Raw genomic sequence first — 25492 nt, 5'->3', positions numbered from 1 at the left:
AGAAGCCCGGCCGAAGCCGGGCTTTCTTTTGCTTAGTCGGCGGTCAACACACCGCGACGGACCTGATCGCGCTCGATCGACTCGAACAAGGCCTTGAAGTTGCCTTCGCCGAACCCATCGTCGCCTTTGCGCTGAATGAATTCGAAAAACACCGGGCCCATCAGGGTTTCCGAGAAGATCTGCAGCAACAGGCGCTTGTCGCCCTCGATCGACGAGCCATCCAGCAAAATGCCGCGTGCCTGCAATTGGTCCACCGGTTCGCCGTGGTTCGGCAGGCGGCCTTCGAGCATCTCGTAGTAGGTGTCCGGCGGCGCGGTCATGAAGCGCATTCCGATCTTCTTCAACGCGTCCCAGGTGCTGACCAAATCGTCGGTGAGGAACGCCACGTGCTGGATGCCCTCGCCGTTGAACTGCATCAGGAACTCTTCGATCTGGCCTGCGCCCTTGGATGACTCTTCATTCAACGGGATGCGGATCATGCCATCCGGGGCGCTCATGGCCTTGGACGTGAGGCCGGTGTACTCGCCCTTGATATCGAAGTAGCGCGCTTCACGGAAGTTGAACAACTTCTCGTAGAAGTTGGCCCAGTAGGCCATGCGGCCGCGATAGACGTTGTGGGTCAGGTGGTCGATGACCTTCAGACCTGCGCCTTGCGGGTTACGGTCTACGCCTTCGAGGTAGACGAAGTCGATGTCATAGATCGAGCTGCCTTCGCCAAAACGGTCGATCAGGTACAGCGGCGCTCCGCCGATACCTTTGATCGCCGGCAGGTTCAGCTCCATCGGGCCGGTTTCGATATGAATCGGCTGGGCCCCCAGTTCCAGGGCGCGCTTGTAGGCTTCCTGGGAGTTTTTCACACGAAACGCCATGCCGCAGACCGATGGCCCGTGTTCGGCGGCGAAGTACGAGGCCAGGCTGTTGGGCTCATTATTGAGGATCAGGTTGATCTCGCCCTGGCGATACAAGTGCACATTCTTGGAACGATGGCTAGCCACCTTGGTGAAGCCCATGATTTCGAAGATCGGCTCCAGCGTGCCTGGGGTCGGCGATGCGAACTCAATGAATTCAAAGCCCATCAGGCCCATCGGGTTTTCGTATTGGTCGGTCATGTTCGGTGCCTCATCATGCTTTGGAGTAACAAATAGTTATTTGCGAGCAAGGATGAGGTCAGCGGGTGGCGCGCAGGAAAGGCCTCGCACGCTGCGGGCGAGGAAGTCACCAAAGATAAGGGGGGAACCGAGTTGCTTCATGGTGTCATCAGTCTCTGACGGCCGAGGCTTGCGTGAGCGCAAGTCCATATTCTTGTATGCGTAAATCGATTCTACACAGCGTAACAGGGTTTGTCCGTACTCTGTTTTTCCGTACTCTGTTTTTCCGTACTCTGTTTTTCCGTGCGCTTATCAAATCCCCATTGCCTTGCCGCGCGCAAGGGGTTTATTGCACAAGTAGATGCCGGCCAGAATCACACCGCCGCCAAGCAGCATGGCTGGCGTCAGGTGTTCGTCGAGCAACAACGCCGCGCACATGACTGCCGTCAGCGGGTTGAGGGCAATAAATACCCCGGAACGCGTCGCGCCTATGCGTCGAATGCCGTCGTAATAGCCGATATAGGCCAGGGCCGACCCCATTACGCCCAGATAGCCCAGGCTGGCCCATTGCGACACCTGCAGCACGCTCAGGCTCGCCAGGGTCATGCGCCCGGTGACAAGGGTTGTGGTCAGAAGCATCAATGTGCCCAGCAGAATTGACCACGTGACGGTTTGCAACGGCCCGAGGCTTTGATTCAACTGCCGCGAACCCAGGGAATAGACGCCCCACCCCAGCACGCAACCGAGTATCAACAGATCGCCGCGCCAGGCACCCAGGCTACCCTGCAACACATGCGGGTTGCGACTGACAATGACCGCCGCCGCACCGCCCAGGCACAACGCGATACCCAGGCATCTGATGCGCTCCAGGCGCTCGTTGAACAACCACCAGCCCGCCAGGCCAATCATGGCCGGGTTCAACGCCACAATCAGTGAAGCCCGCGATGCATTGATGTAGTGCAATCCATAAAAGAAACACAGGTTATAGAAAAAAATTCCGAAGAATCCGAGCGCCGTCAGTTGCGCCAACTCTCGTGGGTTCGGGCATTTCAAGCGGACCCGAGCGAACACCATGTACAACGACAATGCCAAGCTGGCCAGCACAAAGCGCAAGCTCGCGGCCAGCAGCGGGTCGACCTGATCGGCCAGGTAACGCCCGGCAACGAAGGTGCCGCCCCAGATCGCACTGACAGCGGCAAGTTTGAGGTAAGTGAGGCCATCGGTGATGCGGCGCATAAAGTTGCTCGCAGAATAAAGGAGGGCCTATTCTTCAAGTAATGTTCCATCATCGTAAAATGAGCGTTTCCTCATGACCCTGACGCAGCTGGAAATCTTTTCCTTGGTCGCTGAACTGCGAGGCTTTACCAGCGCCGCTCACCGCCTGGGCATCAGCCAGTCGGCGGTTTCCCATGCGATCAAGGCGCTGGAACAGGAGCTGGGTGTGGAATTGTTCCGCCGCCACCAGACCCTGGTGGAACCGAGCGAAATCGGCACGCAATTGCTGGGTCGCGCCCGCGCCATGCTCGGCCTGGCCAGTACGCTGCAGCAGGAAGCCGCCGACGCCCGCGGCATGAAGCGTGGCACGCTGCGTATCGGGTCGTTCGGACCCACCGCATCAATCCGCTTGCTGCCCAACATTCTCAGCCACTTTCGCCAGGCTTACCCCGGCATTGAAGTACATATCGACGAAGGCCCAGACCGGCAGGTCATGCAGTGGCTGGATGAGCGACGGGTGGATGTCGGATTCGTCGTTCTGGAACAGGACCGTTTCGACACGGTGGCGCTGCTGCAGGACCAATGGGTAGCGCTGTTACCGGCCGGCCATGGGTTGGCCGGCCACGCAGCGCTGCCCTTGCACGCATTGTGTGATGACGCGTTTATCCTGACTGAGGCCGGGTCTTCGGAGCTGGTCATGGGCCTGTTCAGCCAGGCCCGATTACAGCCGAAGGTGCGTTACCGCTGCGCGCAGTTGCTCAGCACGCTGGAGGCGGTCAGCCGTGGCGACGGTCTGAGCATTGTCGCGCAGGCTTCGCTGCCGGCAGCCGCAGACCCGCGCTATGTGGTGCGGCCGCTGGCCCCCCACGTGCCGCGCCAGATCGGCCTGGCGGTGCTCGACCGCCGACAGTCGTCACCCGCGACACTGGCGTTCATTGCACTGGCGCAAACGCTCTATCCCGCTCCGGTTTGAACTCAAACGTCCATAAGGCAAGCGCTGTTACGTTTTGCTGAGCGTCGTGTGGCAATGCCATCTATCATCGGCATAGTCCCTAATGCGGATCAGTTAAGAAGGAACGCTTTACCGTGGCGCGGGAGCTTGCTCCCGCTGGACTGCATAGCAGTCCCATTTTCCCAGGCCGCTTCGCGACCCGGCGGGAGCAAGCTCCCTCGCCACAGCTCCGCTCTAGCGCTTGACTGATCGGCATTCGGCAAAGCCCCTCTTTTGCATGGCCTGTCCCTCTATGCCTCTGACTTCCAAAGTTCCACGAAGCCGAGCCGCGCGCTATTTCGTCAGTGCAGTCTGCGGCGTGCTGCCCGTTTTGCTCGGGGTTGTCATTCTTTATTGGCAAGCCGAGCGCACGCTTGAGCAGAGCACCGCTCAAACGGCCCAGGAAGCGGTGCGGCAGTTCGACCTGATGCTCGACAACACCGCCGCCGCCGCCCAAGCCCTGTTACCGCTGGCCGGCCTGCCATGTGATAAGGCCGCGACGCTGGCATTGCGTGAGCAGGTCACCCGCCGGCCGTTCGTGCGCGCGACTACCTTGTCCTGGCAGAAAAACATTTATTGCAGTTCGTTGTTTGGCGTCAGCGCTGCGTCGCCGGTCAACCCGAGCGACTACGTCGACGGCAGTCTGTGGTTGATGGACGGCAACCCGGTAACGCCGGACACCGCACTGCTGGTTTACCGGTTGGTCGACGGCGATAGAGGTGCGTTTGCCTCCATTGACGGCTACCACCTCGCCAATGCCTTGCGCCTGATCAGCCGCTACGCATTCCTGGTATTGAAGGTAGGTCCCAATTGGCTGGATGCCGATGGCAAGGTCCACACCGATGCGCTGCCGACGTTTGCCGTAGCCCCTCACTTCTTGGCATCCAGCCGCTATCAGTACAGCGTCGACGTGGGCATGCCCGAAGGTGAGGTCTGGCGTTACATGCAGGCGCGTTATCCGGCAGTGTTCAGTTTGGTTGTGTTTTTTGGTGTGCTGGCCGGGATTCTTGCCCATTGGTTGCAGAAACGCTCCTCAGCCCCTACCCACGAGTTGCAACGAGCCCTGGGCGCCGACGAATTCATTCCGTATTTTCAGCCGGTGGTGCGCGGCGACACGCGCCAATGGGCCGGTTGCGAAGTGCTTATGCGCTGGAAACACCCAAAAGAGGGCTTGGTGCGACCGGATCTGTTTATTCCCCTGGCCGAACACTCCGGCCTGATCGTGCCCATGACGCGCGCCCTGCTCCGCCAGACCGCCGCGCAGTTGGCGCCGCATGCCGAGCGCTTCTGCGCGGGTTTTCATATCGGCGTGAACATCACCGCGCGCCATTGCCAGGATCTGGACCTGGTGGACGACTGCCGGGAGTTCCTTGCGGCCTTCCCGCCCGGCCAGGTCACCCTCGTACTGGAATTGACCGAGCGTGAGTTGATCGAACCCACCGACATCACTCGGCGTTTGTTCGATGCTCTGCACCAGTTGGGCGTGATGATCGCAATAGATGACTTCGGCACGGGGCATTCCAGCCTGGGTTACTTGCGCAACTTCAATGTGGACTACTTGAAGATCGATCAAAGCTTCGTCGCCATGATCGGTGCCGATGCGCTCTCACGGCATATTCTCGACAGCATCATAGAACTGTCCGCCAAGCTGGACCTGGGCATCGTGGCAGAGGGCGTGGAAACAGCGCAACAGTGTGATTACCTCGTCGCAAAAGGCGTGGATTTTCTGCAAGGCTACCTGTTCGGCCGTCCTTTACCCTGCGATGAATTCATTAAGTCGTTGACCCGCGATTGAACCGCTATCGACTGCTTCAGATGAAGAATGTTATTTGGACAAAACCCATGATTTACTCGAAGTGGATTAACTACTACAATTTTTCGTGCTGGCGATACATTCACAGACCGGCGTTTTCGTTGAGTTAGCTTAATCCTCTTGGCTTAAGGCTTTCTCCGCAGTAGATATCAGCCAACTACACTATTGGAGTACAGATTTTGTCCAGACTCGCCGAATTTCGCGCAGCAGAAAAAGCCCTTCAAGAGCAGCTGGCCCAGCTGGAATCACTGAAAAACGACGCCGGGCTTAAGAAAGAAATTGAATTCGAAGAAAAACTTAAAAAGCTGATGGGCAGCTATGACAAAAGCCTGCGCGATGTGATCTCCATCCTCGATCCAAACCCAGGCAAAGCGGGCGCAGCAACCGTCGCCGCTCCGAAACAGCGCCGCGCACGCGTGGTCAAGGTCTACCACAACCCGCATACCGGCGAGCTGATCGAGACCAAAGGCGGCAACCACCGCGGCCTGAAAGCCTGGAAAGAAGAGCATGGCGCAGCCACTGTAGATTCCTGGCTTCGCGGCTGATTAACATGCACTAACAGAAAGCCCCGCTTAGGCGGGGCTTTTTTTCGTTTATAGGTTCGCAAACGAACTTAATTTGAAATTCACATTCGTTCACATATATCCCTTCAGAGTTTGAGGCTGTCGCGCACTGAAGTGACTTCATCCTTGCTAGCCTCGTACGCTTGTGCCTGGCCAGCATATGAAAACACGTAGGCTTTATCCGTATCCACCGCCCCCACTAGTGTCTGCGATAGCACATGTCGGCCGTTCTCGGTAATCACACATGTAGTTTCCAGCGCTTCAAGACGGCTCAATGTAGCGGCGTGCATCTTGGTGCACACGCTTTGATAACCGCCCTGGGCGAAATCCTTCTGAATGGATTTACGCATTTCCAGCAACACGCCTTGAAGATTAACCTTGTGCCCGGCCTCGATAGGCGTACCGGTCAACTCCATCACCATCAAGGTCTTGCCGTTTTCATCATTCTTGATCGCGCGCTGCCGAGACACGGTTTGGGTCTTTACCGGTGCGTCGCCATCGGGCTCCACTTCTTCGACCTGCCAGCCACTGGGCCAATGAATCTCCGGGTCGGCCGCCAGTGCGAACGGGCTGACCAACAGTAAGCACAACGTACCCAACAGCGGTTTACGAAACTCGATCATTGCAAAAAGCATCCAAGGTTCCAGCGCCAAAGTTTGCGGCCCGAGACCCACAGCCCGCAAGGGCCGCGTCAGCTTTTTCATTTGGCGTGATCAGCAGGCCTTGCGTATCATGGCTCGATTGCATGGATGCTTGCCGCAAGCCAAGGGACCGCTTTGCCTAATGCTGATCAGTCAAGAGCCAGAGCGGACAGCGAGCGTTCCTTCTTGACTGACTGGCATTAACCGCCTTGCCCCATTTTTTCTGGAGGGCCCATGAGCCTGCACGAACTGAACACCTTCCCCGGCGTCACAGCCCAACCTGATACCGCCACCACGAACTTCGTGTTCAACCACACCATGCTGCGCGTCAAGGACATCACCAAGTCGCTGGATTTCTACACCCGCGTACTGGGTTTTTCCCTGGTTGAAAAACGCGATTTCCCGGAAGCCGAATTCAGCCTGTATTTCCTGGCCCTGGTGGACAAGGCACAGATTCCGGCGGACGCTGCTGAGCGCACTCAGTGGATGAAGTCGATCCCAGGCATTCTGGAGCTGACTCACAACCACGGCACCGAAAACGATGCCGACTTCGCCTACCACAACGGCAACACCGACCCGCGTGGCTTTGGCCATATCTGCATCTCGGTGCCGGATATCGTCACGGCATGCGAACGCTTCGAGGCTCTGGGCTGCGATTTCCAGAAGCGCCTGAGCGATGGCCGCATGAAAAGCCTGGCCTTCATCAAGGACCCGGACGCGTACTGGGTTGAGATCATTCAGCCAGCACCGCTGTAAAACAAAAAACCCCATGATCACTCATGGGGTTTTTCATTTGCGCGGCAGGTTTACGCGGGCGCGGAACTGCGGATCAGGTGGTCGAATGCGCTCAATGAAGCTTTGGCGCCCTCGCCCACTGCAATCACGATCTGCTTGTACGGCACAGTCGTCACGTCACCGGCGGCGAATACACCCGGCAATGAGGTCTCGCCACGTGCATCGACGATGATCTCCCCGCGAGGCGTCAGCTCCACGGTGCCTTTGAGCCAGTCGGTGTTAGGCAGCAAACCGATCTGCACAAAGATACCTTCCAGGTCGATGGTCTTGAACTCGCCGCTGTCGCGATCCTTGTACGCCAGGCCGGTAACTTTCTGACCATCGCCTTTGACTTCACTGGTCAACGCGCTGGTGATCACATCAACGTTCGGCAGGCTGTACAGCTTGCGCTGCAACACAGCGTCGGCGCGCAGTTTGCTGTCGAACTCCAGCAACGTGACGTGGCTGACAATCCCGGCCAGGTCGATGGCGGCCTCGACGCCGGAGTTACCACCACCGATCACCGCCACGCGTTTGCCCTTGAACAACGGACCATCGCAATGCGGGCAGAAGCACACGCCCTTGGCCTTGTATTCCTGCTCGCCCGGCACACCCATTTCACGCCAGCGCGCGCCGGTGGCCAGGATCACGGTCTTGGACTTGAGCGTCGCACCGCTTTCGAAGCGAATTTCGTGCAACTCGCCGGCATTTTTCGCCGGCACCAGGCTACTGGCGCGCTGCAGGTTCATGATGTCTACATCGTACTGACGTACATGGGCTTCCAGGGCGCTGGCCAGCTTCGGGCCTTCGGTTTCCTGTACCGAGATAAAGTTCTCGATGGACATGGTGTCCAGGACCTGGCCACCGAAACGCTCGGCAGCCACGCCGGTACGAATGCCTTTGCGTGCTGCGTAAATCGCAGCCGACGAACCTGCCGGGCCACCGCCGACAACCAGTACATCAAAGGCCTCTTTGGCACTGATTTTCTCAGCCGCTTTTTCAATGCCGCTGGTGTCGAGCTTGGCGAGGATTTCTTCCAGGCCCATGCGGCCCTGGCCGAAGTTCACACCGTTAAGGTAGACACTTGGCACCGCCATGATCTGACGCTCATCGACTTCGGCCTGGAACAGCGCGCCATCGATTGCCACGTGGCGGATGTTGGGGTTAAGCACGGCCATCAGGTTCAGCGCCTGGACTACATCCGGGCAGTTCTGGCACGACAGCGAAAAGTAGGTCTCGAAGCTGAACTCGCCCTTCAAGGCTCGGATCTGTTCAATCACTTCGACACTGGCCTTCGACGGGTGGCCACCGACTTGCAGCAGGGCCAACACCAGCGAAGTGAACTCATGGCCCATGGGGATACCGGCGAAACGCAGGCTGATATCGGCACCCGGGCGGTTGATGGAGAACGACGGCTTACGCGCATCATTGCCATCGGTGTTCAGGGTAATCAGGCTCGTGAGGCTGACTACGTCCTGCAAAAGAGCGAGCATTTCCTGGGATTTCGCACCGTCGTCGAGGGAGGCTACGATCTCGATCGGCTGGGTGACCCGTTCCAGGTATGACTTCAACTGGGCTTTAAGATTGGCGTCCAACATACGGGCGATTTCCTTTAATTCTGGGTATAAAAAAACGCCCGAGCGAATCTCGCCCGGGCGTTTTTGAGGGCGGTTGCGGCTTACTGAGTAGGTGCGGATACCCGCCCTTGAGACTTCACAGACTTAGATCTTGCCGACCAGGTCCAGGGACGGAGCCAGGGTAGCCTCGCCTTCTTTCCACTTGGCTGGGCACACTTCGCCTGGGTGGGCAGCAACGTACTGAGCGGCCTTGATTTTGCGCAGCAGCTCGGAAGCGTCACGGCCAACACCGCCGTCGTTCAGTTCAACGATCTTGATCTGGCCTTCCGGGTTGATTACGAAAGTACCGCGGTCTGCCAGGCCGGCTTCTTCGATCAGTACGTCGAAGTTGCGGGAAATGGTCAGGGTTGGGTCGCCGATCATGGTGTACTGGATCTTGCCGATGGCTGGCGACGTGTTGTGCCAGGCAGCGTGGGCAAAGTGGGTGTCGGTGGACACGCTGTAGATTTCTACGCCCAGCTTCTGGAATTCGGCGTAGTTGTCAGCCAGGTCTTCCAGTTCGGTCGGGCAAACGAAGGTGAAGTCGGCTGGGTAGAAGAACACGACCGACCACTTGCCTTTCAGGTCAGCGTCGGTCACATCGACGAAGCTGCCGTTTTTGAAAGCGGTAGCTTTAAACGGTTTTACTTGGCTGTTGATGATAGGCATCGTTGACTCTCCGTCAGGGGTTAAGAAGTTGATGGGGTGAATCCTACCCACTCTTTGCGGCGATGGCTCATTGGCAAACCTGATGCTGACGATTGGTTTTCACTATCAGGAGACTGTATTAATAGAAGAAAACTCATAGCAGCGCTTGGGAAGCCAAGGTCATGCCGAGAAAGGGCGTCGCTTCAACATAGCGCATGGCCGATTTCATGTCGCTCCACCCGACGTAACTCATCAACGATTTCAAATCCCAGCCACTGCGATGGGCCCAGGTAGCGAAGCCGCGCCGCAGGGAATGGCTGGTGTACTGCTCGGCCGGGATGCCCGCGCGCTCCAGTGCCTGGCGCAACAGTGGAATCACGCTGTTGGGGTGCAGCCCCTCCTCCCCCAGGTTGCCCCAGCGATCGATCCCGCGAAATACCGGGCCGCGCACCAATGCCGAGGCACTGAGCCACTCGCTATAGGCCTGCACCGGGCATAAGCGCAGCAGTGCGGGGGTCTGGTAGGTTTTGCCGAGGTTATCGCGGTCACTTTTGCTGCGTGGCAGGTACAAGCTGATGCCGGCCCCAGGCACTGCCTGGACATGCTCGATGCTCAAGCGGCACAGCTCATCGCTGCGAAAGCCGCGCCAGAACCCCAGCAGGATCAGCGCAGTGTCGCGCTTGGCGCGTAGCAATCGGGGCTGATCCTGACTGTCGCTGGCTTGCCGGGCCTCAACCTCAAGCGACGCCACCACCTGCTCCAGGTGCGTGAGCTGTAGCGGCTCGGCCTGCCGCTCCCGCGCCGGATGCACGGCACGTATGCCTTTGAGCACCTTGCGTACCACCGGAGCCTTGGTCGGGTCGGCAAACCCCTGGCTGGTGTGCCATTGCGCCAATGCTGAGAGGCGCAACTTCAAGGTATTCACCGCCAGCACGCCCGCATGCGCGACCAGATAGCGCGCCACGCTATCGCTGGTGGCAGGCAGGAACCCACCCCAACTGACTTCGAAATGCTCGATAGCCGCGCGGTAGCTGCGGCGCGTGTTGTCACGGGTTGCGGCGTTGAGATAACGATCAAGATCACTCATGGCGGGGCCTATTCGTACTGCGAACGCCTATGTCGCGGTTAAAAATGCTTATAACACGGGATAATACGCCAATATCCCGTCCGTTAAATAATGAATTTAAAGGATATTTTGATCGTGGTATAGTACGTATCTACATACTACGTACCACAGTACAAAATCGACGGAGACTCCATGGCTCGCGGCGGCATAAACAAAGCAGTAGTTCAGACGGCACGCTTGGCAATCCTTGCCCGTGGCGAAAACCCCAGCATCGATGCGGTACGCATCGAGATGGGTAATACCGGTTCGAAAACCACGATTCATCGCTATTTAAAGGAGCTGGACGAAAGCGAAACCCGGCAGACCATCACCGAAGCCCCCATCGACGATGAGCTAGGTGAATTGGTGGCACGGCTCGCCCAGCGCCTGAAAGACAAGGCCCAAGAGCCCATCGACCTCGCTCAGGCCAAGTTTGAGCAGCAGAAAAGCGCCCTGCTCTCGCAGCTTGAGACGCTGCAAGAAGCTCATGATCAGCTGCAACAGGCGTTCGATATCCAGGCCGCCGCCCTCGCCGAGGAAAGCGCCGCCCTGCAAACCGCCAGCACCAGCCTGCAGACCGAACAAACGCGCAATGCCGGGCTAAGCCAGGCGTGCAGCGATTACGAATTGAGGATCAACGACAAGGACGAGCAGATTCGCTCCCTGGAAGACAAGCACCTGCACGCCCGCGATGCACTTGAGCACTACCGCAATGCCATCAAGGAGCAGCGTGAGCAGGAGCAGCGTCGCCATGAAGGCCAGTTGCAGCAGGTGCAGGCCGAACTGCGCCAGGCCCAGCAGAGTGCGCTGGTCCGTCAGGATGAAATCACCCAGCTGCATCGAGACAACGAACGCCTGTTGATTGAGCATCGGGTGACCGCGAAGGAGCTGAATGCACTGCAGGAGCAAGTGCGCAGAGACCAGGCCTCCCAGCTCGAGTTGAACGAGAAGATCAGCCAGGTCGACAGCGAACGCACACTACTTCAGGAGCGCCTGCGGGTTGCGCTGCTGGAAAACCAGTCACGCCAGGAAGCGCTGACTGAACATCGGCAGGTCAACAAGGCGCTGGAACTGGACCTGATCAAGGCCCAGGCCAGCATCGAAGCGTTGCGTCTGGCCGCCGTCGTTGCAACGACGCCAGAGGTAACACCTCAGTCCTGATCAGCCCGTCACGGGCGTGCGCATGGTGACGAACTCTTCAGCCGCCGTCGGATGCACGCCAATGGTTTCGTCGAAATGCTGCTTGGTCGCGCCCGCCTTGAGCGCGATCGCCAGGCCCTGCACGATTTCGCCGGCGTCGGGCCCGACCATGTGGCAGCCCAGCACCTTGTCGGTGTCGGCGTCGACCACCAGTTTCATCAGGGTCTTTTCCTGGCAGTCCGTCAGGGTCAGCTTCATAGGCCGGAAACGGCTTTCGAAGATCTGCACCTTGTGTCCGTTCTTCTTCGCCTCTTCTTCCGTAAGGCCCACCGTACCGATATTCGGCAGGCTGAACACGGCCGTCGGGATCATCGCGTAATCCACCGGACGGTATTGCTCAGGCTTGAACAGGCGACGCGCCACAGCCATGCCTTCGGCCAGGGCGACCGGGGTCAATTGCACTCGGCCGATCACGTCACCGATGGCCAGGATCGACGGCTCGGCGGTTTGATACAGCTCATCCACACTGACGAAGCCACGCTCATCGAGGGTGACGCCGGTATTTTCCAGGCCCAGGTTGTCCAGCATCGGACGCCGGCCCGTAGCATAGAACACGCAATCGGCTTCCAGCACACGGCCGTCTTTCAGCGTGGCCTTGAGGCTGCCATCGGCTTGCTTGTCGATCCGCTCGATATCGGCATTGAATTGCAGGTCCAGGCCGCGCTTGGTCAGCTCTTCCTGCAAATGCTTGCGCACTGCGCCATCGAAGCCGCGCAGGAACAGATCGCCGCGATACAGCAACGAAGTCTGCGCGCCCAAACCATGGAAAATGCCCGCAAACTCAACGGCGATATAGCCACCGCCCACCACCAGTACGCGCTTTGGCAGCGCTTTGAGAAAGAACGCTTCGTTGGAGCCAATGGCGTGCTCACGACCGGGTATTTCCGGGATTTGCGGCCAGCCGCCCGTGGCGATCAGGATATGTTTGGCGGTGAAGCGCTCGCCATTGATTTCCACCTGATGCGGATCAACCAGGCGCGCATGCCCTTCGTGCAAAGTTACGCCGCTGTTGACCAGCAGGTTGCGATAGATACCGTTGAGACGGTTGATCTCACGGTCTTTGTTGGCGATCAGGGTTGCCCAATCAAAGTTCGCCTCGCCCAACGACCAGCCAAAACCGCTGGCCTGTTCGAAGTCTTCGGCAAAGTGCGCGCCATATACCAACAGTTTCTTCGGCACGCAGCCGACATTCACACAGGTACCGCCCAGGTAACGGCTTTCCGCCACGGCCACCTTGGCGCCAAAGCCCGCGGCAAAGCGCGCCGCGCGAACACCGCCGGAACCGGCGCCAATTACATACAGGTCAAAATCGTAGGCCATTTCATTCTCCTCGGCAGGACACCAGCATACCGACTTAGGTGAGGGCGAGAAACGAAAAAGCCAAGCGGCGCGGTGTATCGGTCCACCTGCCAGGCGCCAGATAGCGTCTTGTCTGTGCGTGCGTTCGCGACAAGCTCAAAAACTGCAGACGTCAACTGTAATCGTTGACAGTAGACAAGGCTGAGTGACGCGCCTCGTAATGCAACTTGGATGACACAGGCATTTGCCTACCCTACCGTGATCACGGAACATCGTTATGATTTACAACTGTCGCTTACCTTTCAGTTCAAGTTTTACCCGCCTATTAACACTTATCGTCGCGCTGGGTGCATGGAGCAATGTGAGTCATGCCAACAGCATGGTTGCCTCCACTCCAAACCCTTATGCCGCAGCGACAGCCGGAGTAGCGCCGCTGTTATCGGCCACAGCACCGGGGTCCGAGCGGTTCTTTGCTGTCGGGTTAATGAGGAAGACTCGGGGCCTGGCCTGGGAGTGTACTGCGACATTAGTTGCCAACAGTGAGACGCCGAATGACGATCAGGCCGCGCTTATTCTCACGGCAGGACACTGCAGCGTTGATCCTCTTGTCGCCATTGATAATGCTGATAATGACGTCATTATTGATAAGCCCATGGCAGTTGGCTTTGTTTTTATACCTGCCTATTTTTTTGACAATATCGATGAGCACCACGAATACGCTATTAAGCGCATTGTTTATTCAAGCATGAAGGGGTCGGAAATCGGATTGCTGGAGCTGGCCGCAACCTACGGCGAACTGCGCTCAAGAGGCGTGAAGCCAGTGCGGTTAAAGAATTTTGAGGCGACCGATCAAAATATTGAGTTGGCACATATACCTCAGGGGGCTTTCCCCGGCGGGTTCTTTTTACGCCATTCGATGTGCCAATCGCAGCCGCCCATGCCTGTTTTTGAAAGCGCTTGGCCGATTCGGCGAGACCTTCCCTGGTATTGGTCAGACTCACGCGCCAATGACTGCGTCGGTGTATACGGCGGGTCTTCGGGCGCCCCGGTCTTTGCAAAAGAGGGCAAACAGGTAATCGGCGTGCTATCGACAGGGACCGATTCCCATCTGAATGGTTGCGGCTTCGCTCGCCCCTGCGAATTGACTGCTAACGGGCCTGTAAGCCGGCCTGAAGCGGTTTACACCAACGCGGTTGATCATATTCTTGCAGCATTTCGTGCAGACAACACGTTGGATCTGAGCAAACTTGATCCCGGTACCGGGGTAGTTATCGAACGAATGGGCGCCTGGTCGACGCGCTCCGAGATCCCCAATGAAAAAGGCCAGTTGCAACCTGCGTCGTGGGGTCTGAAGATCAGTAACAACGTTGAGTGGATTCGCTATAAGACCGGCTTGGCCAGTTCAATTCGATGCGCACTGCCAAAGGGGTATGGAGCGCCGGTCAAAGCGGATGAGCAGCCTCTGTTGAAACTGGGCGTCGGTCAACGAGAGGGAATTCTGGCGATCTGCGTCATTGGTAAACGCTTTGGGCAAACGTCATGGCAATCTATGAAATTTGCGACCGCGAAATTACGCCAACTGGACAATACAGGCCCGCAGATCGAACCGAACGTCCAAATTTTTGATCATGGTGATGACAATTGGCAAATTATCACCGCATCCCACATTAACGAAATTGTGGAGGTGCATCACAAATACGGAGCGCTTAAATCCATCGACTGCGCGAGTGAAAGCGGCTACTCCCTGGTCGAGGAACCGCTGACACTTCCCAAAGAACGGGATTGGCATTATTGCGCTTATGGCACAGACGAGGCAGGCAATAGATCCTTGATCGTCAGCAAGGAACTGACAATCAAAACAGCGATAAATTGATTCTTAACGGATCCGCTCCTTCAACAAACCTTGTTTAGAAGCGAGGCGTTATTCTTAGACAAAAGCAAAATGCCCCGAACATGTCGGGGCATTTTATCGGGCCGCTGAAACGGCCCGCCGTTGCAATAGCTTATATAAATCAGTAAGCCTTGCCAGTCTTGTAGAAGTGCTCGTAGCAGAAGTTGGTGGCCTCGATATAGCCTTCAGCGCCACCGCAGTCGAAACGCTGGCCCTTGAACTTGTAGGCAATCACGCAACCATCTTTGGCTTGCTTGAGCAGGGCGTCGGTGATCTGGATCTCGCCGCCTTTGCCTGGCTCGGTTTCTTCGATCAGCTTGAAGATGTCCGGAGTCAGGATGTAGCGGCCGATGATCGCCAGGTTCGATGGCGCATCTTCCGGCGCTGGTTTCTCGACCATGTCACGTACGCGGATCAGGCCATCACCAATGTCGTCGCCGGCGATCACGCCGTACTTGTTGGTTTCTGTCGGGTTGACTTCCATCACCGCGACGATGGTGCAACGGTATTTCTGGTAGAGCTTGACCATCTGGGTCAGCACACCGTCGCCTTCCAGGTTTACGCACAGGTCATCGGCCAGTACCACGGCGAACGGTTCGTCACCGATCAGCGGGCGACCGGTGAGGATGGCGTGGCCGAGGCCTTTCATCTGGGTCTGACGGGTGTAGGAGAACGAGCATTCGTCGAGCAGTTTACGAATACCGACCAGGTATTTTTCCTTGTCGGTGCCCTTGATCTGGTTTTCCAACTCATAGCTGATATCGAAGTGGTCTTCCAGCGCGCGCTTGCCACGGCCGGTCACGATGGAGATTTCATTCAAACCGGCATCCAGTGCCTCTTCGACGCCGTACTGAATCAGTGGCTTGTTCACCACCGGCAGCATCTCTTTGGGCATGGCTTTGGTCGCTGGGAGGAAGCGAGTGCCGTAACCGGCTGCTGGGAACAAGCATTTCTTGATCATATGAGTCCTTACAGAGGGCTATGCGTACGGAATTCGGCGCAGTCTAATCAGGCCGCAGTCACCTTACAATGGGTGCTGCTGGCGCCGCGATGTCATCATAGAGAAAAAATGTCGGCGTAAGTTCCGCTGATCTTTCAACAGGCAGGCTGAACGGCACTTGAGTGTTGATGTTTCAAAGCGCCTGATCCTTGTAGCATGCTTTTCGACGCCTGGCACCGGGCCTGAATTACTTGGGCAAGCCCCTGGTATTTGGCGCTATCATTGCACCCTTGAATCAGCTTACGAGATTGCTAATTAGATGTCAGAACCAAAAGGCGTAAACGGCTACCTGATCACCAAACGTGCGGACGGCTGGCACCTGATCAACTTCCATGGCGACAGCGTCGCGGGCGTTTTCCAGAGCGAAAGCATGGCGACTGCGGTAGCCGAAGTGTTTGTGGACGAAGCAGGCCACGCGTCGAGCAAGCGGCCGAAAGGCAAGTAAACCGCCCTGCATTGCATCAAAAAGCCCCGTCAAGCGGGGCTTTTTTGTGTTTGGCTGTACCTTGATGGCAGTTCGCTATAATCTTCCTCCAACGCCCCACGACAGTGTCAGCGCTCCCCTCAACACCTTCGAAGATGACTTTTATGAACAAGATCCTGGCACTCACTGCGGTATTGGCGCTGGCCGGCTGCACCACCACGTCGGACACTTACCTGAAAAATGGTGAGCAAGGTTTGACCATCGACTGCTCGGGCGAAGCCAACTCATGGGCCAGTTGCTACGAGAAAGCCGACGCCTCCTGCGCGGGCACCGGCTACCGCATCGTCGGCACTGACGGAACGCCGGCACTCAAGGAAAGCGAACAGACGCTGGGCAAGGACGTGGGCAACTTCAAAAGCCGCAGCGTCTTGGTGGTGTGCAAGTAAGCCTTTGCTCTATAGATGAACTTCGGCGAACTTGATTCCCAGGCTGCGCAGGATCTCGATCAAGTCATCCAGACGCGGGAATGATTCGACCTCGTCCTGATCGTCCACGAGGAAGTAGCTGCGGCCGTCACTCTTCTTGAAAAAGACGATCCACTCACCCAGGTCGGCGGGGTTCTGAATGACGTGGGTTGCCGTGATCTGACCTTCGGCGTGGCGGGCTCTGACGTGTTCTTGCTTCATAATGGGGGCATTCCAGGCAGGACAATGCCGCTCAGACCCAGTGTTTGAGCGGCATTGTCGTATACAGTGGCCGCCAGTTTAACGGATGCCTTGCCCGATCAACACGCCGTCCACCGTTTGACCATAGAGATTGACCCCATCATTGGCGTGAAACTTGATGCGGGTCTTCTCTACCGACCCTTCAATCAGCCTCGGATCCTGGGGGCGCTCGTGGCTGTTGATGTACGCCGCGACATCCCATGCCTGCTGATCGCTCAAGCTGCCGACCTTGCCCAACGGCATGTTGTGTTTAATGAAGGACGCTGCCGTGTTGATCCGATGCATGCCTGCCCCCCAATTGTAGGAATCCTTACCCCACAAGGGCGGCATGACATACCCCTCGCCAGCTTTCTGCCCTTGCCCTTCGGCGCCATGGCAGACGGCGCACTGCCCTTTGTATACCTGTGCACCTTGGGCCAGGTCGTAGCCGTTGGCCGGCTGCGCCACATCGGGATAGCCGCGCCCCGGTAATTCAACCCCCAAGGGTGCTTTGCTGGAGAGCCAGTAGGCATAAACCGACAACGCGGTGATTTCTGGGCTGTCCGCCGCCGGAGGGGTACCGCCGTTCATGCTGAACTGAAAACAGCCCTGCAAGCGCTCGGCAAAGGTATTGACCTTGTCGTTCTTCTTTCGATAGGCCGGGTACATGGGGTACGCGCCCCACAATGGCGCCGAGTTAGCCATGCGGCCTTGATCGAGGTGGCAGTTGCTGCAGTTGAGCCCGTTACCGACAAATTGCGGCGCCAGGCGCTTGGTGTCCACGAACAAGCCGTAACCCTGCCTGACCAGCTTGCCGTAGGCATTGTCGGGCAATTCGCTTTCCTGAGGGGGTTGGAAGGCAACGGCATCGGAATGCTTTGCGGCCTGCAATTGCGATTGGTCTTCCATGGCGATCGTTGCGGCATGGACGGGCAACGCAATCAGCATTCCCATAAACATGATCGTTTTCATGGCTTGGCCTCCAAGGGCAATGAGGCGAAGTAGTGAGCCACGCCCTGCACCTCATCCGGGGTCAGCGCTTTGGCGATGTGCCCCATCAGGTCGTTTGGATCATTGCGCCGCGTGCCGCTCTGCCAGGCGCTCAATTGCGCTGCCAGATAAGCAGCGGGCTGGCCGGCCAACGGTGGGAACGCGTCCCCTACGCCGATACCAGCAGGGCCGTGACAACTGACGCAAGCGGGGATCTGCCGCTCCCACGCGCCTTGCAGGGCCAGCTTCTGTATCGGATTGGCAGGCATTTCACTACGGGGCACCACAGCGGTTACCGGAGCCGGCATCGCTGCCACGGCATCGCTTAGCGCCACGATTTCCGCATCGGTGAGCGCGCTTGCCAATGGCTGCATCACCGGATTACTTCGCGCTCCGCTGGCGAAGTCCGCCAATTGCCTGCGCACGTATTGCGCTGGCAAACCGGCCAGCCTGGGGAAGCCAGCCGCGGCAACTCCCAGCCCGTCGGCGCCATGGCACGCGACACAGGCCATCGCACCCGGCTGCGAACCGCCTTGGGTAAAAATCTTGTTGCCGTCAAGCGCGTAGGCGTCACCCACCAGCAGCAACAACGCGCCTCCCACCAGTGCTCGTGCTCGTGCTCGTTCCAGAGACATCATCACAGCTCCATCTTTATAGTTATAAGCTTAGGCAATAAATATATAACCATGCAGATGGTATGGGAATTGGGCACTCGCTACAACTTTCGACAACGCGCAAAAAAGCCCCACCCAGTAGAAGCGAGCGCGCTCGTTTCTACTGGGTGGGGCTTTTATCGGATTCAGTGCGTGGGCTTTCGCGTTGGCTTAACCCGAAATGCAATCTTCCCCGGCTTTCTTCACATCGCCCGGCCGAATTGGCACGTTGGACATGCTCTCATAGAGTTTGATGCTGCTACCGCTGGAGCGGTCTTCGATTTCGAAGATCGCCGACGGATCGGCCGAGAACTTCTGCGGCACGATCACTTGAAAACCCTCTTTATGACGTTCGATTTGTGGTGGACGACGTGTCGCCTCCAACTTGCGCACTACACACGCCGCATATTCCTGCGGCTTCTTCCCGGAAATGACCACCAATGTGGGTGGGGTCTGCTTGATATCTGCAACCGAAGCACACCCACCTATCGCCAAGGCCAGCACCAACACACTCCACTTCATACTAAAACCTCCGATAAAGACCCTACGACAGCGGGCACAGGAAATTTCTCCCTCCAATGTAGGATTTATCTCTGAAAACTGGGTAAATAACTGTTTTAAATTGTCGAAGTCGTCGACGACGACGCGATAATAAACGCGCTGGGGCTGATAAACTCCATCTTAACCTACGTATCGTTCTGATTTTTCAGAAAAAGCCCTTCTGGAGACACCCCATGAAATTTATCCATCAGCGTGAGCACCTTAACGAGGGGGACATTGTCGTCATCGAATGCTCGCAGACCTGTAATATTCGTCTGATGAGCGATGCGAATTTCCGCAGCTTCAAGAACGGTGGTCGCCATACCTACCACGGCGGCGCATTCGACAAATTCCCGGCGAAAATCACCGCGCCCAGCACCGGTTTCTGGAACATTACCCTCGATGTGGTTACGCGCCGCGCCATCAGCGTTACCCGCAAACCAGCGTTGTCCCACAAAATTCGTATCGTTCGTCGCACCAGCACCAAGCTGAGCTGACTCGAACATCGCAAGGAAAAAAGCTGTGAACACCACGACCAAATACGTCATCAAATACAAGCTCAACGGCGAACTTCGCTTCGAATTTGCCCAACTGACCAGCAATAGCGTCGAGGAAGCCAAGCAATCCCTGGCGAAAACCCACGAATCAGGCGACGAAATTACCATCATCAACGTGAGCAAGGCGTTGTAAGCCATGCCAGGGCCTACCGTTGACCTGTTCGCCGATGACGCCCTGCAGCAACCTGCAAGGCGCGAACAGATTGGCGAAGATTCCTACGTTCTAAGGAGCTACGCCCTCCCCTGGGTTGAACGTTTATTGCCTGAGTTGCGGCGTGTCCTGGCCCAATCGCCGTTTCGGCAGATGGTCACGCCCGGTGGCTTTACCATGTCGGCCGCGCTGAGCAGTTGCGGCGAGCTGGGCTGGACTACCGACACGACCGGCTATCGCTACAGCCCTGTCGACCCGCGTAGCCAGCAACCTTGGCCGGCGATGCCTGACGCCTTGCGCGAACTGGCCGTGTCGGCGGCAAACGCCGCAGGGTTCAGCGACTTCTCGCCAGATGCCTGTCTGATCAACCGTTATGTGCCCGGCGCGAAAATGTCTCTGCATCAGGACAAAAACGAGCGGCGCTATGACGCGCCGGTAGTTTCTGTGTCCTTCGGCCTGCCGGCGATTTTTCTGTTCGGCGGCCATCAGCGCAACGACAAAGCGCAAAAGGTTTCGCTGTTCCACGGTGATGTGGTGGTTTGGGGAGGCGTGGATCGTTTGCGCTACCACGGGGTGATGCCCATCAAGGAAGGCGTGCACCCAATCATGGGACCGCAGCGCATCAACCTGACCTTTCGCACCGCCGGCTGATTTGACCGCAAGCTTCGGAGTGCCGGGCGTGGCTCGCAGGGTTAATCTGCCGATGACCGTCCAAGAGTGTTGGCCATGAACAACCCGCTAGACCCACGCTGGGCCGCTATCATCGCCCGTGACGCCACGGCCGATGGACTGTTTGTGTACGGCGTGAAAACCACCGGTGTGTACTGCCGCCCCAGCAGCGCCTCACGTTTGCCGCGCCCTGAAAATATCGAATTCTTCGACACCCCGGCGCAAGCCGAAGCTGCGGGTTATCGCCCCAGCCGACGCGCCGCCGGAGACCAGACCCAGTTGGCCGCCCACCATGGCCAATTGGTCGCGGACGCGTGTCGCCAGATAGAACAGGCCGAAACGCCACCAAGCCTGGAGGCCCTCGCCCGCCGGGCCGGCTTGAGTTCGTTCCATTTCCACCGCGTGTTCAAAACCATCACCGGCCTCACGCCCAAGGGTTACGCCAGCGCCCTGCGCTCGCGCAAGGTACGTGACGGCCTTAAGGCGCAGCAGTCGGTGACCGATGCGCTGTACGACGCCGGCTTCAATTCCAACAGCCGTTTTTATGAGGCTGCGGATCAATTGCTTGGCATGAAGCCGCAGGATTACAAGGCCGGCGGTGCCAATAACCTGATTCGTTTCGCCGTGGGCCAATGCTCGCTGGGGGCGATTCTGGTGGCGCAGAGCCAGCGCGGTGTGTGCGCGATTTTGCTGGGCGACGATCCGGACACATTGGTGCGGGACCTGCAGGACCAATTTCCCAACGCTGAACTGGTTGGCGCGGATCGGGATTTCGAACAGTTGGTCGCCCAAGTCGTGGGCTTTATCGAAGCCCCTGCCCTGGGCCTGGATCTGCCGCTGGATTTACGCGGCACGGCCTTCCAGGAGCGGGTATGGCAGGCGCTGCGGGACATTCCGGTGGGCAGCACGGCCAGCTACGCGCAGATTGCCCAACGCATTGGCGCGCCTACCGCCTTTCGCGCCGTGGCCCAGGCCTGTGGCGCCAACCACCTGGCGGTGGCGATCCCCTGCCATCGCGTTGTGCGCAGCGATGGCGCCATGTCCGGCTACCGCTGGGGCGTGGAACGCAAGCGCACATTGCTGGAGCGGGAAACGCCGGGCTGAACGCGTCGCACAAAGCACTCCCCTCGTCCAGTGAATAAAACAGACTGGCCGGGCGCCAAGGCCCCTGCTAAAACAGCGAAAAGCCTCACTGACGCTGGAGACGCCTCCCATGAGCACCTGGCCAGACACACGCATTCTTGACCTGCTGGGCATCGGCCTGCCCATCATCCAGGCCCCTATGGCGGGCGCGACCACCACCGCCATGGTGATTGCCGCCTGCCGGGCCGGCGCGCTAGGCTCCATGCCCGCAGCGGCGCTGAGCATCGAGCAACTGCGCGAGGCGCTCACCGTCATTCGCCAAGCCGATGCCCGCCCCCTCAATGTCAACTTTTTCTGTCATCAGGCGCCTGAAGACGATGAGGGCCGCGACCGCCATTGGAAAGCGTTGCTGGAACCCTACTACCGTGAATTGGGTGCCAATTTTGAGGCGCCGACCCCGGTATCGAACCGTGCTCCCTTCAATGAAGCGGCGTGTGAAGTGATTGAAACCTACCGCCCTGAAGTGGTGAGTTTTCACTTTGGGCTGCCGGAAAAAACCTTGCTGGACCGGGTAAAAGCCACCGGCGCCAAAGTGCTGTCATCGGCCACGACGGTCGAGGAAGCGGTCTGGCTGGAAGAAAATGGCTGCGACGCCATTATTGCAATGGGCATTGAAGCGGGTGGGCATCGCGGTATGTTTCTCAGCGACGACCTCAACAGCCAGATCGGACTGCTGGCGCTGCTGCCGCAAATCGTTGACGCCGTCAGCGTGCCGGTGATCGCGGCCGGCGGTATCGCAGATTCGCGCGGGATGGTCGCGGCGTTTGCCTTGGGCGCCTCGGCGGTGCAGATCGGCACGGCGTATCTGTTCACCCCCGAAGCCAGCGTCAGCGCCTCCCATCACCAGGCCTTGCGACATGCCCAGGCCAGCGAAACGGCCCTCACCAACCTGTTCACCGGTCGCCCGGCGCGGGGCATTGTTAATCGCGTGATGCGTGAGCTGGGCGCGATCAACCCCGCTGCACCGGCGTTTCCAAGGGCCGGTGGTGCGCTGATGCCGCTCAAGGCCAAGGACGAAGCGGGTTTCAGCAACCTGTGGGCAGGCCAGGCCTTGCGTTTGGGGTGCGAACGTTCAACGTATGACCTGACCCGTGATCTGGCTGAGCAGACGTTGGCCAAATTGCGCTAAGCGAATCAGCACCTTGAGCAACTTCGCACTGTACCGGCAGCAGGCAACCGCTATATATTCCCGTACATAGCGGTAATAAGCCGTACACCCTTCAGGAGTTGCTTCATGATGATCCGCGCCTCGCGTCTGGCCCCCCTGTTTGCCGTCTTTGCCTTGGGCTCAGTGCATGCCGATGAGGTGCAAGTGGCCGTCGCCGCCAACTTTACCGCGCCGATCCAGGCGATTGCCGCCGATTTCGAGAAAGACACCGGTCACACGCTGGTGGCGGCCTACGGCGCCACCGGTCAGTTCTATACCCAGATCAGGAATGGCGCGCCGTTCCAGGTGTTCCTCAGTGCCGATGACAGCACCGTGCAAAAACTTGAGGCCGAAGGCGAGACCGTCAAAGGTTCGCGCTTCACCTACGCGGTTGGCACCCTGGCCCTGTGGTCGGCAAAAGAAGGCTACGTGGATGCCAATGGTGATGTGCTCAAGCGCAATGCATTCCGGCACCTGTCCATCGCCAACCCGAAAGCCGCGCCCTACGGCCTGGCCGCCACTCAAGTGCTGGCCAGGGAAGGCCTGACCGACAAGGTCAAGGCCAAGATCGTCGAGGGCCAGAACATCACCCAGGCGTATCAGTTCGTGTCCACCGGTAACGCCGAGTTGGGCTTTGTGGCGTTGTCACAGATCTACAAGGACGGCAAAGTGTCCAGCGGTTCGGCGTGGATCGTGCCGTCTTCCATGCACGACCCGATCAAACAAGACGCCGTGATCCTCAATAAAGGCAAAGACAGCGCCGCCGCCAAGGCCCTCATGGACTACCTGAAAGGGCCGAAGGCTGCTGCGGTTATCAAATCCTACGGTTATGAGTTGTAAATGCCTCTGACGAGCGACGATCTCGCCGCAATCTGGTTGACGGTCAAGCTGGCGTCGCTGACCACGGTGATCCTGTTGGTGATCGGTACGCCAATCGCCCTGTGGCTGTCGCGCACCCGTTCGTGGTGGCGCGGCCCCCTAGGCGCAATCGTCGCGTTGCCCTTGGTGTTGCCGCCGACGGTCATCGGTTTTTACCTGCTGTTGGCCATGGGCCCCAATGGCTATTTCGGCCAGTTCACCCAGTGGTTGGGCCTGGGCACCCTCACCTTCAGCTTCGCCGGGCTGGTGATCGGCTCGGTGATCTACTCCATGCCCTTCGTCGTACAGCCCTTGCAGAATGCGTTCTCCGCCATCGGCACGCGCCCGCTGGAAGTGGCCGCGACCTTGCGCGCCAGTCCCTGGGACACGTTTTTCACGGTGATCCTGCCCCTCGCTCGCCCAGGCTTTGTTACCGCGTCGATCCTGGGTTTCGCCCACACCGTCGGCGAGTTCGGCGTGGTGCTGATGATCGGCGGCAATATCCCGGACAAGACCCGGGTGGTTTCGGTGCAAATCTACGACCACGTCGAAGCCATGGAATATGCTCAGGCCCACTGGCTTGCCGGCGCGATGGTGGTGTTCGCGTTCCTCGTGTTGCTGGCGCTCTATTCCAGCCGTAAAACCAAAATGGGCTGGAGCTGATCGCGATGATGGAAGTACGCCTGCACCTGAAGTACCCAGGCTTTGCATTGGACGTTGAGCTGCAATTGCCCGGCCGCGGCGTCACCGCGCTTTACGGCCCATCCGGCTCCGGCAAGACCACCTGCCTGCGCTGTATCGCCGGTTTGGAGCGCGCCGATGACGGCTTTGTGCAGATCAACGATGAAGTCTGGCAAGACAGCCGTAACAGGCTGTTCGTGCCGCCGCATAAACGCGCCTTGGGCTACGTATTCCAGGAGGCGAGCCTGTTTGCGCATCTGTCGGTGCGCGCCAATCTGGCGTTCGGCCTCAAGCGCATTCCGCGCATGCAGCGGCGCGTGGAGATGGCCCACGCCACTGAGTTGCTGGGTATCGCTCACCTGCTGGAGCGCTATCCGCAACACCTGTCCGGTGGGGAGCGCCAGCGCGTCGGCATCGCCCGCGCATTGCTCACCAGCCCTCAATTACTGCTGATGGATGAGCCTCTGGCGGCCCTCGACAGCCAGCGCAAGAACGAGATCCTGCCTTACCTTGAACGCCTGCACGACGAGCTGGATATCCCGGTGCTGTACGTCAGCCACGCCCAGGACGAAGTGGCGCGGCTGGCCGACCACCTCGTCTTGCTCAGCGAGGGCCAGGCCCTGGCGAGCGGGCCAATCGGTGAAACCCTGGCGCGGCTCGATTTGCCCCTGGCGCGGGGCGACGATGCCGGTGTGGTCGTCACTGGCAGCGTGGTTGCCTACGATGATCACTACCAGTTGCTCACCCTGCAACTGCCGGGTTGCCCGCTGCAAATACGCGTTGCCCACACGCCGATGGCCTTGGGCAAACAGCTGCGGGTGAAGATTCAGGCACGGGACGTAAGCCTCAGCCGCCAGGCGCAAGAGCACAGCAGCATCCTTAATCGCTTGCCGGTGACGGTCATCCAGGACGTCGCGGCGGATAACAGCGCCCACGCGCTGGTGCGCCTGGATGCCGGTGGCACGCCGTTGCTGGCACGCATCACACGGTTCTCGCGGGACCAACTGAACGTGCAGCCTGGGCAGGTAGTGTGGGCGCAAATCAAGGCGGTGGCGGTGCTGGCCTAAACCATTTGGCACCACCGCATGGCGACGCGGTCAATCAGAGATACCGGCCTGATCCGTTGCCAAG

28 protein-coding genes are annotated in these 25492 nt (G+C 58.5%); 16 read left to right on the top strand and 12 right to left on the bottom strand.

Going from position 1 to position 25492, the window contains the following annotated elements:
* Positions 1-32: 32 nt before the first annotated feature.
* Positions 33-1109: a 4-hydroxyphenylpyruvate dioxygenase gene (gene hppD / locus Q1V60_RS15120; RefSeq protein ID WP_300631718.1), complete on the bottom strand. Its 1077-nt coding sequence runs from the start codon at positions 1107-1109 to the stop codon at positions 33-35.
* Positions 1110-1400: 291 nt separating this feature from the next.
* Positions 1401-2324 carry a DMT family transporter gene (locus Q1V60_RS15115; protein WP_300631717.1) on the bottom strand — a complete coding sequence of 308 codons (924 nt, stop codon included), beginning with the start codon at positions 2322-2324 and terminating at the stop codon, positions 1401-1403.
* 73 nt (positions 2325-2397) lie between these two features.
* Between Q1V60_RS15115 and Q1V60_RS15110 the strand changes: the two genes are divergently transcribed.
* From Q1V60_RS15110 to Q1V60_RS15100, 3 genes are all read left to right on the top strand, one after another.
* The gene (locus tag Q1V60_RS15110; protein WP_300631716.1) at positions 2398-3276 is read left to right on the top strand and encodes a LysR substrate-binding domain-containing protein; all 879 of its coding nucleotides are present in this window, start codon (positions 2398-2400) and stop codon (positions 3274-3276) included.
* A 271-nt stretch (positions 3277-3547) separates the two neighbouring features.
* Complete coding sequence (locus Q1V60_RS15105; protein WP_300631715.1) at positions 3548-5089, top strand: EAL domain-containing protein; 1542 nt, start codon at positions 3548-3550, stop codon at positions 5087-5089.
* 197 nt (positions 5090-5286) lie between these two features.
* On the top strand, positions 5287-5652 hold the full coding sequence (locus tag Q1V60_RS15100; RefSeq protein ID WP_300631713.1) for a histone-like nucleoid-structuring protein, MvaT/MvaU family: 366 nt from the start codon (positions 5287-5289) through the stop codon (positions 5650-5652).
* 104 nt (positions 5653-5756) lie between these two features.
* On the opposite strand, the gene Q1V60_RS15095 is transcribed toward Q1V60_RS15100, so the two are convergent.
* A complete protein-coding gene (locus tag Q1V60_RS15095) occupies positions 5757-6293 on the bottom strand; it encodes a DUF4946 domain-containing protein (RefSeq protein WP_300631820.1) in 537 nt (178 codons plus the stop codon).
* A gap of 252 nt (positions 6294-6545) precedes the next feature.
* Here Q1V60_RS15095 and gloA point away from each other — a divergent pair, with 252 nt between their 5' ends.
* On the top strand, positions 6546-7067 hold the full coding sequence (gene gloA / locus Q1V60_RS15090; RefSeq protein WP_300631711.1) for a lactoylglutathione lyase: 522 nt from the start codon (positions 6546-6548) through the stop codon (positions 7065-7067).
* Between the two features lie 50 nt (positions 7068-7117).
* Here the strand turns inward: gloA and ahpF are convergent, their stop codons facing one another.
* The 3 genes from ahpF to Q1V60_RS15075 form a co-directional block, all read right to left on the bottom strand.
* Positions 7118-8683 (bottom strand): alkyl hydroperoxide reductase subunit F, encoded by a 1566-nt coding sequence (gene ahpF, locus Q1V60_RS15085; RefSeq protein ID WP_300631709.1) that lies wholly within the window; start codon positions 8681-8683, stop codon positions 7118-7120.
* Between the two features lie 123 nt (positions 8684-8806).
* Positions 8807-9370 (bottom strand): alkyl hydroperoxide reductase subunit C, encoded by a 564-nt coding sequence (gene ahpC, locus Q1V60_RS15080; RefSeq protein ID WP_003191303.1) that lies wholly within the window; start codon positions 9368-9370, stop codon positions 8807-8809.
* A gap of 133 nt (positions 9371-9503) precedes the next feature.
* A complete protein-coding gene (locus Q1V60_RS15075) occupies positions 9504-10436 on the bottom strand; it encodes a site-specific integrase (RefSeq protein ID WP_300631705.1) in 933 nt (310 codons plus the stop codon).
* Between the two features lie 171 nt (positions 10437-10607).
* Between Q1V60_RS15075 and Q1V60_RS15070 the strand changes: the two genes are divergently transcribed.
* The gene (locus Q1V60_RS15070; RefSeq protein ID WP_300631703.1) at positions 10608-11615 is read left to right on the top strand and encodes a DNA-binding protein; all 1008 of its coding nucleotides are present in this window, start codon (positions 10608-10610) and stop codon (positions 11613-11615) included.
* Here Q1V60_RS15070 and gorA read toward each other — a convergent pair whose 3' ends face one another.
* Positions 11616-12974 carry a glutathione-disulfide reductase gene (gorA, locus tag Q1V60_RS15065; RefSeq protein ID WP_300631701.1) on the bottom strand — a complete coding sequence of 453 codons (1359 nt, stop codon included), beginning with the start codon at positions 12972-12974 and terminating at the stop codon, positions 11616-11618.
* Positions 12975-13230: 256 nt separating this feature from the next.
* On the opposite strand from gorA, the gene Q1V60_RS15060 reads away from it, so the two are divergent.
* Positions 13231-14826, top strand: a complete 1596-nt coding sequence (locus tag Q1V60_RS15060) for a hypothetical protein (RefSeq protein ID WP_300631699.1) — start codon at positions 13231-13233, stop codon at positions 14824-14826.
* A gap of 139 nt (positions 14827-14965) precedes the next feature.
* On the opposite strand, the gene galU is transcribed toward Q1V60_RS15060, so the two are convergent.
* A complete protein-coding gene (gene galU, locus Q1V60_RS15055; RefSeq protein WP_003173830.1) occupies positions 14966-15805 on the bottom strand; it encodes a UTP--glucose-1-phosphate uridylyltransferase GalU in 840 nt (279 codons plus the stop codon).
* A gap of 298 nt (positions 15806-16103) precedes the next feature.
* Between galU and Q1V60_RS15050 the strand changes: the two genes are divergently transcribed.
* On the top strand, positions 16104-16289 hold the full coding sequence (locus tag Q1V60_RS15050; RefSeq protein WP_300631688.1) for a hypothetical protein: 186 nt from the start codon (positions 16104-16106) through the stop codon (positions 16287-16289).
* Positions 16290-16432: 143 nt separating this feature from the next.
* A complete protein-coding gene (locus Q1V60_RS15045; protein WP_057722340.1) occupies positions 16433-16714 on the top strand; it encodes a hypothetical protein in 282 nt (93 codons plus the stop codon).
* A gap of 9 nt (positions 16715-16723) precedes the next feature.
* Here the strand turns inward: Q1V60_RS15045 and Q1V60_RS15040 are convergent, their stop codons facing one another.
* The 4 genes from Q1V60_RS15040 to Q1V60_RS15025 form a co-directional block, all read right to left on the bottom strand.
* Positions 16724-16954, bottom strand: a complete 231-nt coding sequence (locus tag Q1V60_RS15040; RefSeq protein ID WP_300631684.1) for a hypothetical protein — start codon at positions 16952-16954, stop codon at positions 16724-16726.
* 78 nt (positions 16955-17032) lie between these two features.
* A complete protein-coding gene (locus Q1V60_RS15035; protein ID WP_300631682.1) occupies positions 17033-17944 on the bottom strand; it encodes a c-type cytochrome in 912 nt (303 codons plus the stop codon).
* Entirely contained in the window at positions 17941-18600 is a 660-nt protein-coding gene (locus tag Q1V60_RS15030) for a c-type cytochrome (RefSeq protein ID WP_300631680.1), read from the bottom strand. The genes Q1V60_RS15035 and Q1V60_RS15030 overlap by 4 nt, the downstream gene beginning before the upstream one ends.
* Positions 18601-18786: 186 nt before the next feature.
* Complete coding sequence (locus tag Q1V60_RS15025; protein WP_124362974.1) at positions 18787-19137, bottom strand: hypothetical protein; 351 nt, start codon at positions 19135-19137, stop codon at positions 18787-18789.
* Between the two features lie 212 nt (positions 19138-19349).
* Here Q1V60_RS15025 and Q1V60_RS15020 point away from each other — a divergent pair, with 212 nt between their 5' ends.
* The 8 genes from Q1V60_RS15020 to modC all read left to right on the top strand — a co-directional run bounded on the left by Q1V60_RS15020 (position 19350) and on the right by modC (position 25428).
* Positions 19350-19652, top strand: a complete 303-nt coding sequence (locus Q1V60_RS15020) for a DUF1883 domain-containing protein (protein WP_003173824.1) — start codon at positions 19350-19352, stop codon at positions 19650-19652.
* Between the two features lie 25 nt (positions 19653-19677).
* Positions 19678-19845 carry a hypothetical protein gene (locus Q1V60_RS15015; RefSeq protein ID WP_300631664.1) on the top strand — a complete coding sequence of 56 codons (168 nt, stop codon included), beginning with the start codon at positions 19678-19680 and terminating at the stop codon, positions 19843-19845.
* Between the two features lie 3 nt (positions 19846-19848).
* The gene (gene alkB, locus Q1V60_RS15010; protein WP_300631662.1) at positions 19849-20514 is read left to right on the top strand and encodes a DNA oxidative demethylase AlkB; all 666 of its coding nucleotides are present in this window, start codon (positions 19849-19851) and stop codon (positions 20512-20514) included.
* A 75-nt stretch (positions 20515-20589) separates the two neighbouring features.
* A complete protein-coding gene (ada, locus tag Q1V60_RS15005; RefSeq protein ID WP_300631661.1) occupies positions 20590-21636 on the top strand; it encodes a bifunctional DNA-binding transcriptional regulator/O6-methylguanine-DNA methyltransferase Ada in 1047 nt (348 codons plus the stop codon).
* Positions 21637-21745: 109 nt separating this feature from the next.
* Positions 21746-22804, top strand: a complete 1059-nt coding sequence (locus tag Q1V60_RS15000) for a nitronate monooxygenase (RefSeq protein WP_300631659.1) — start codon at positions 21746-21748, stop codon at positions 22802-22804.
* Positions 22805-22912: 108 nt separating this feature from the next.
* Complete coding sequence (gene modA, locus Q1V60_RS14995) at positions 22913-23662, top strand: molybdate ABC transporter substrate-binding protein (RefSeq protein WP_300631818.1); 750 nt, start codon at positions 22913-22915, stop codon at positions 23660-23662.
* Positions 23663-24343 carry a molybdate ABC transporter permease subunit gene (modB, locus tag Q1V60_RS14990; protein ID WP_300631657.1) on the top strand — a complete coding sequence of 227 codons (681 nt, stop codon included), beginning with the start codon at positions 23663-23665 and terminating at the stop codon, positions 24341-24343. It abuts the gene before it with no gap.
* A 5-nt stretch (positions 24344-24348) separates the two neighbouring features.
* Entirely contained in the window at positions 24349-25428 is a 1080-nt protein-coding gene (modC, locus tag Q1V60_RS14985) for a molybdenum ABC transporter ATP-binding protein (protein ID WP_300631655.1), read from the top strand.
* Positions 25429-25492: the final 64 nt, after the last annotated feature.

The organism is Pseudomonas sp. (genome assembly GCF_030147005.1).
Classification (GTDB): Bacteria; Pseudomonadota; Gammaproteobacteria; order Pseudomonadales; family Pseudomonadaceae; genus Aquipseudomonas.
Note: the sequence above shows the minus strand (reverse complement) of the source record. Positions and strands in the feature narration are given on the sequence as shown.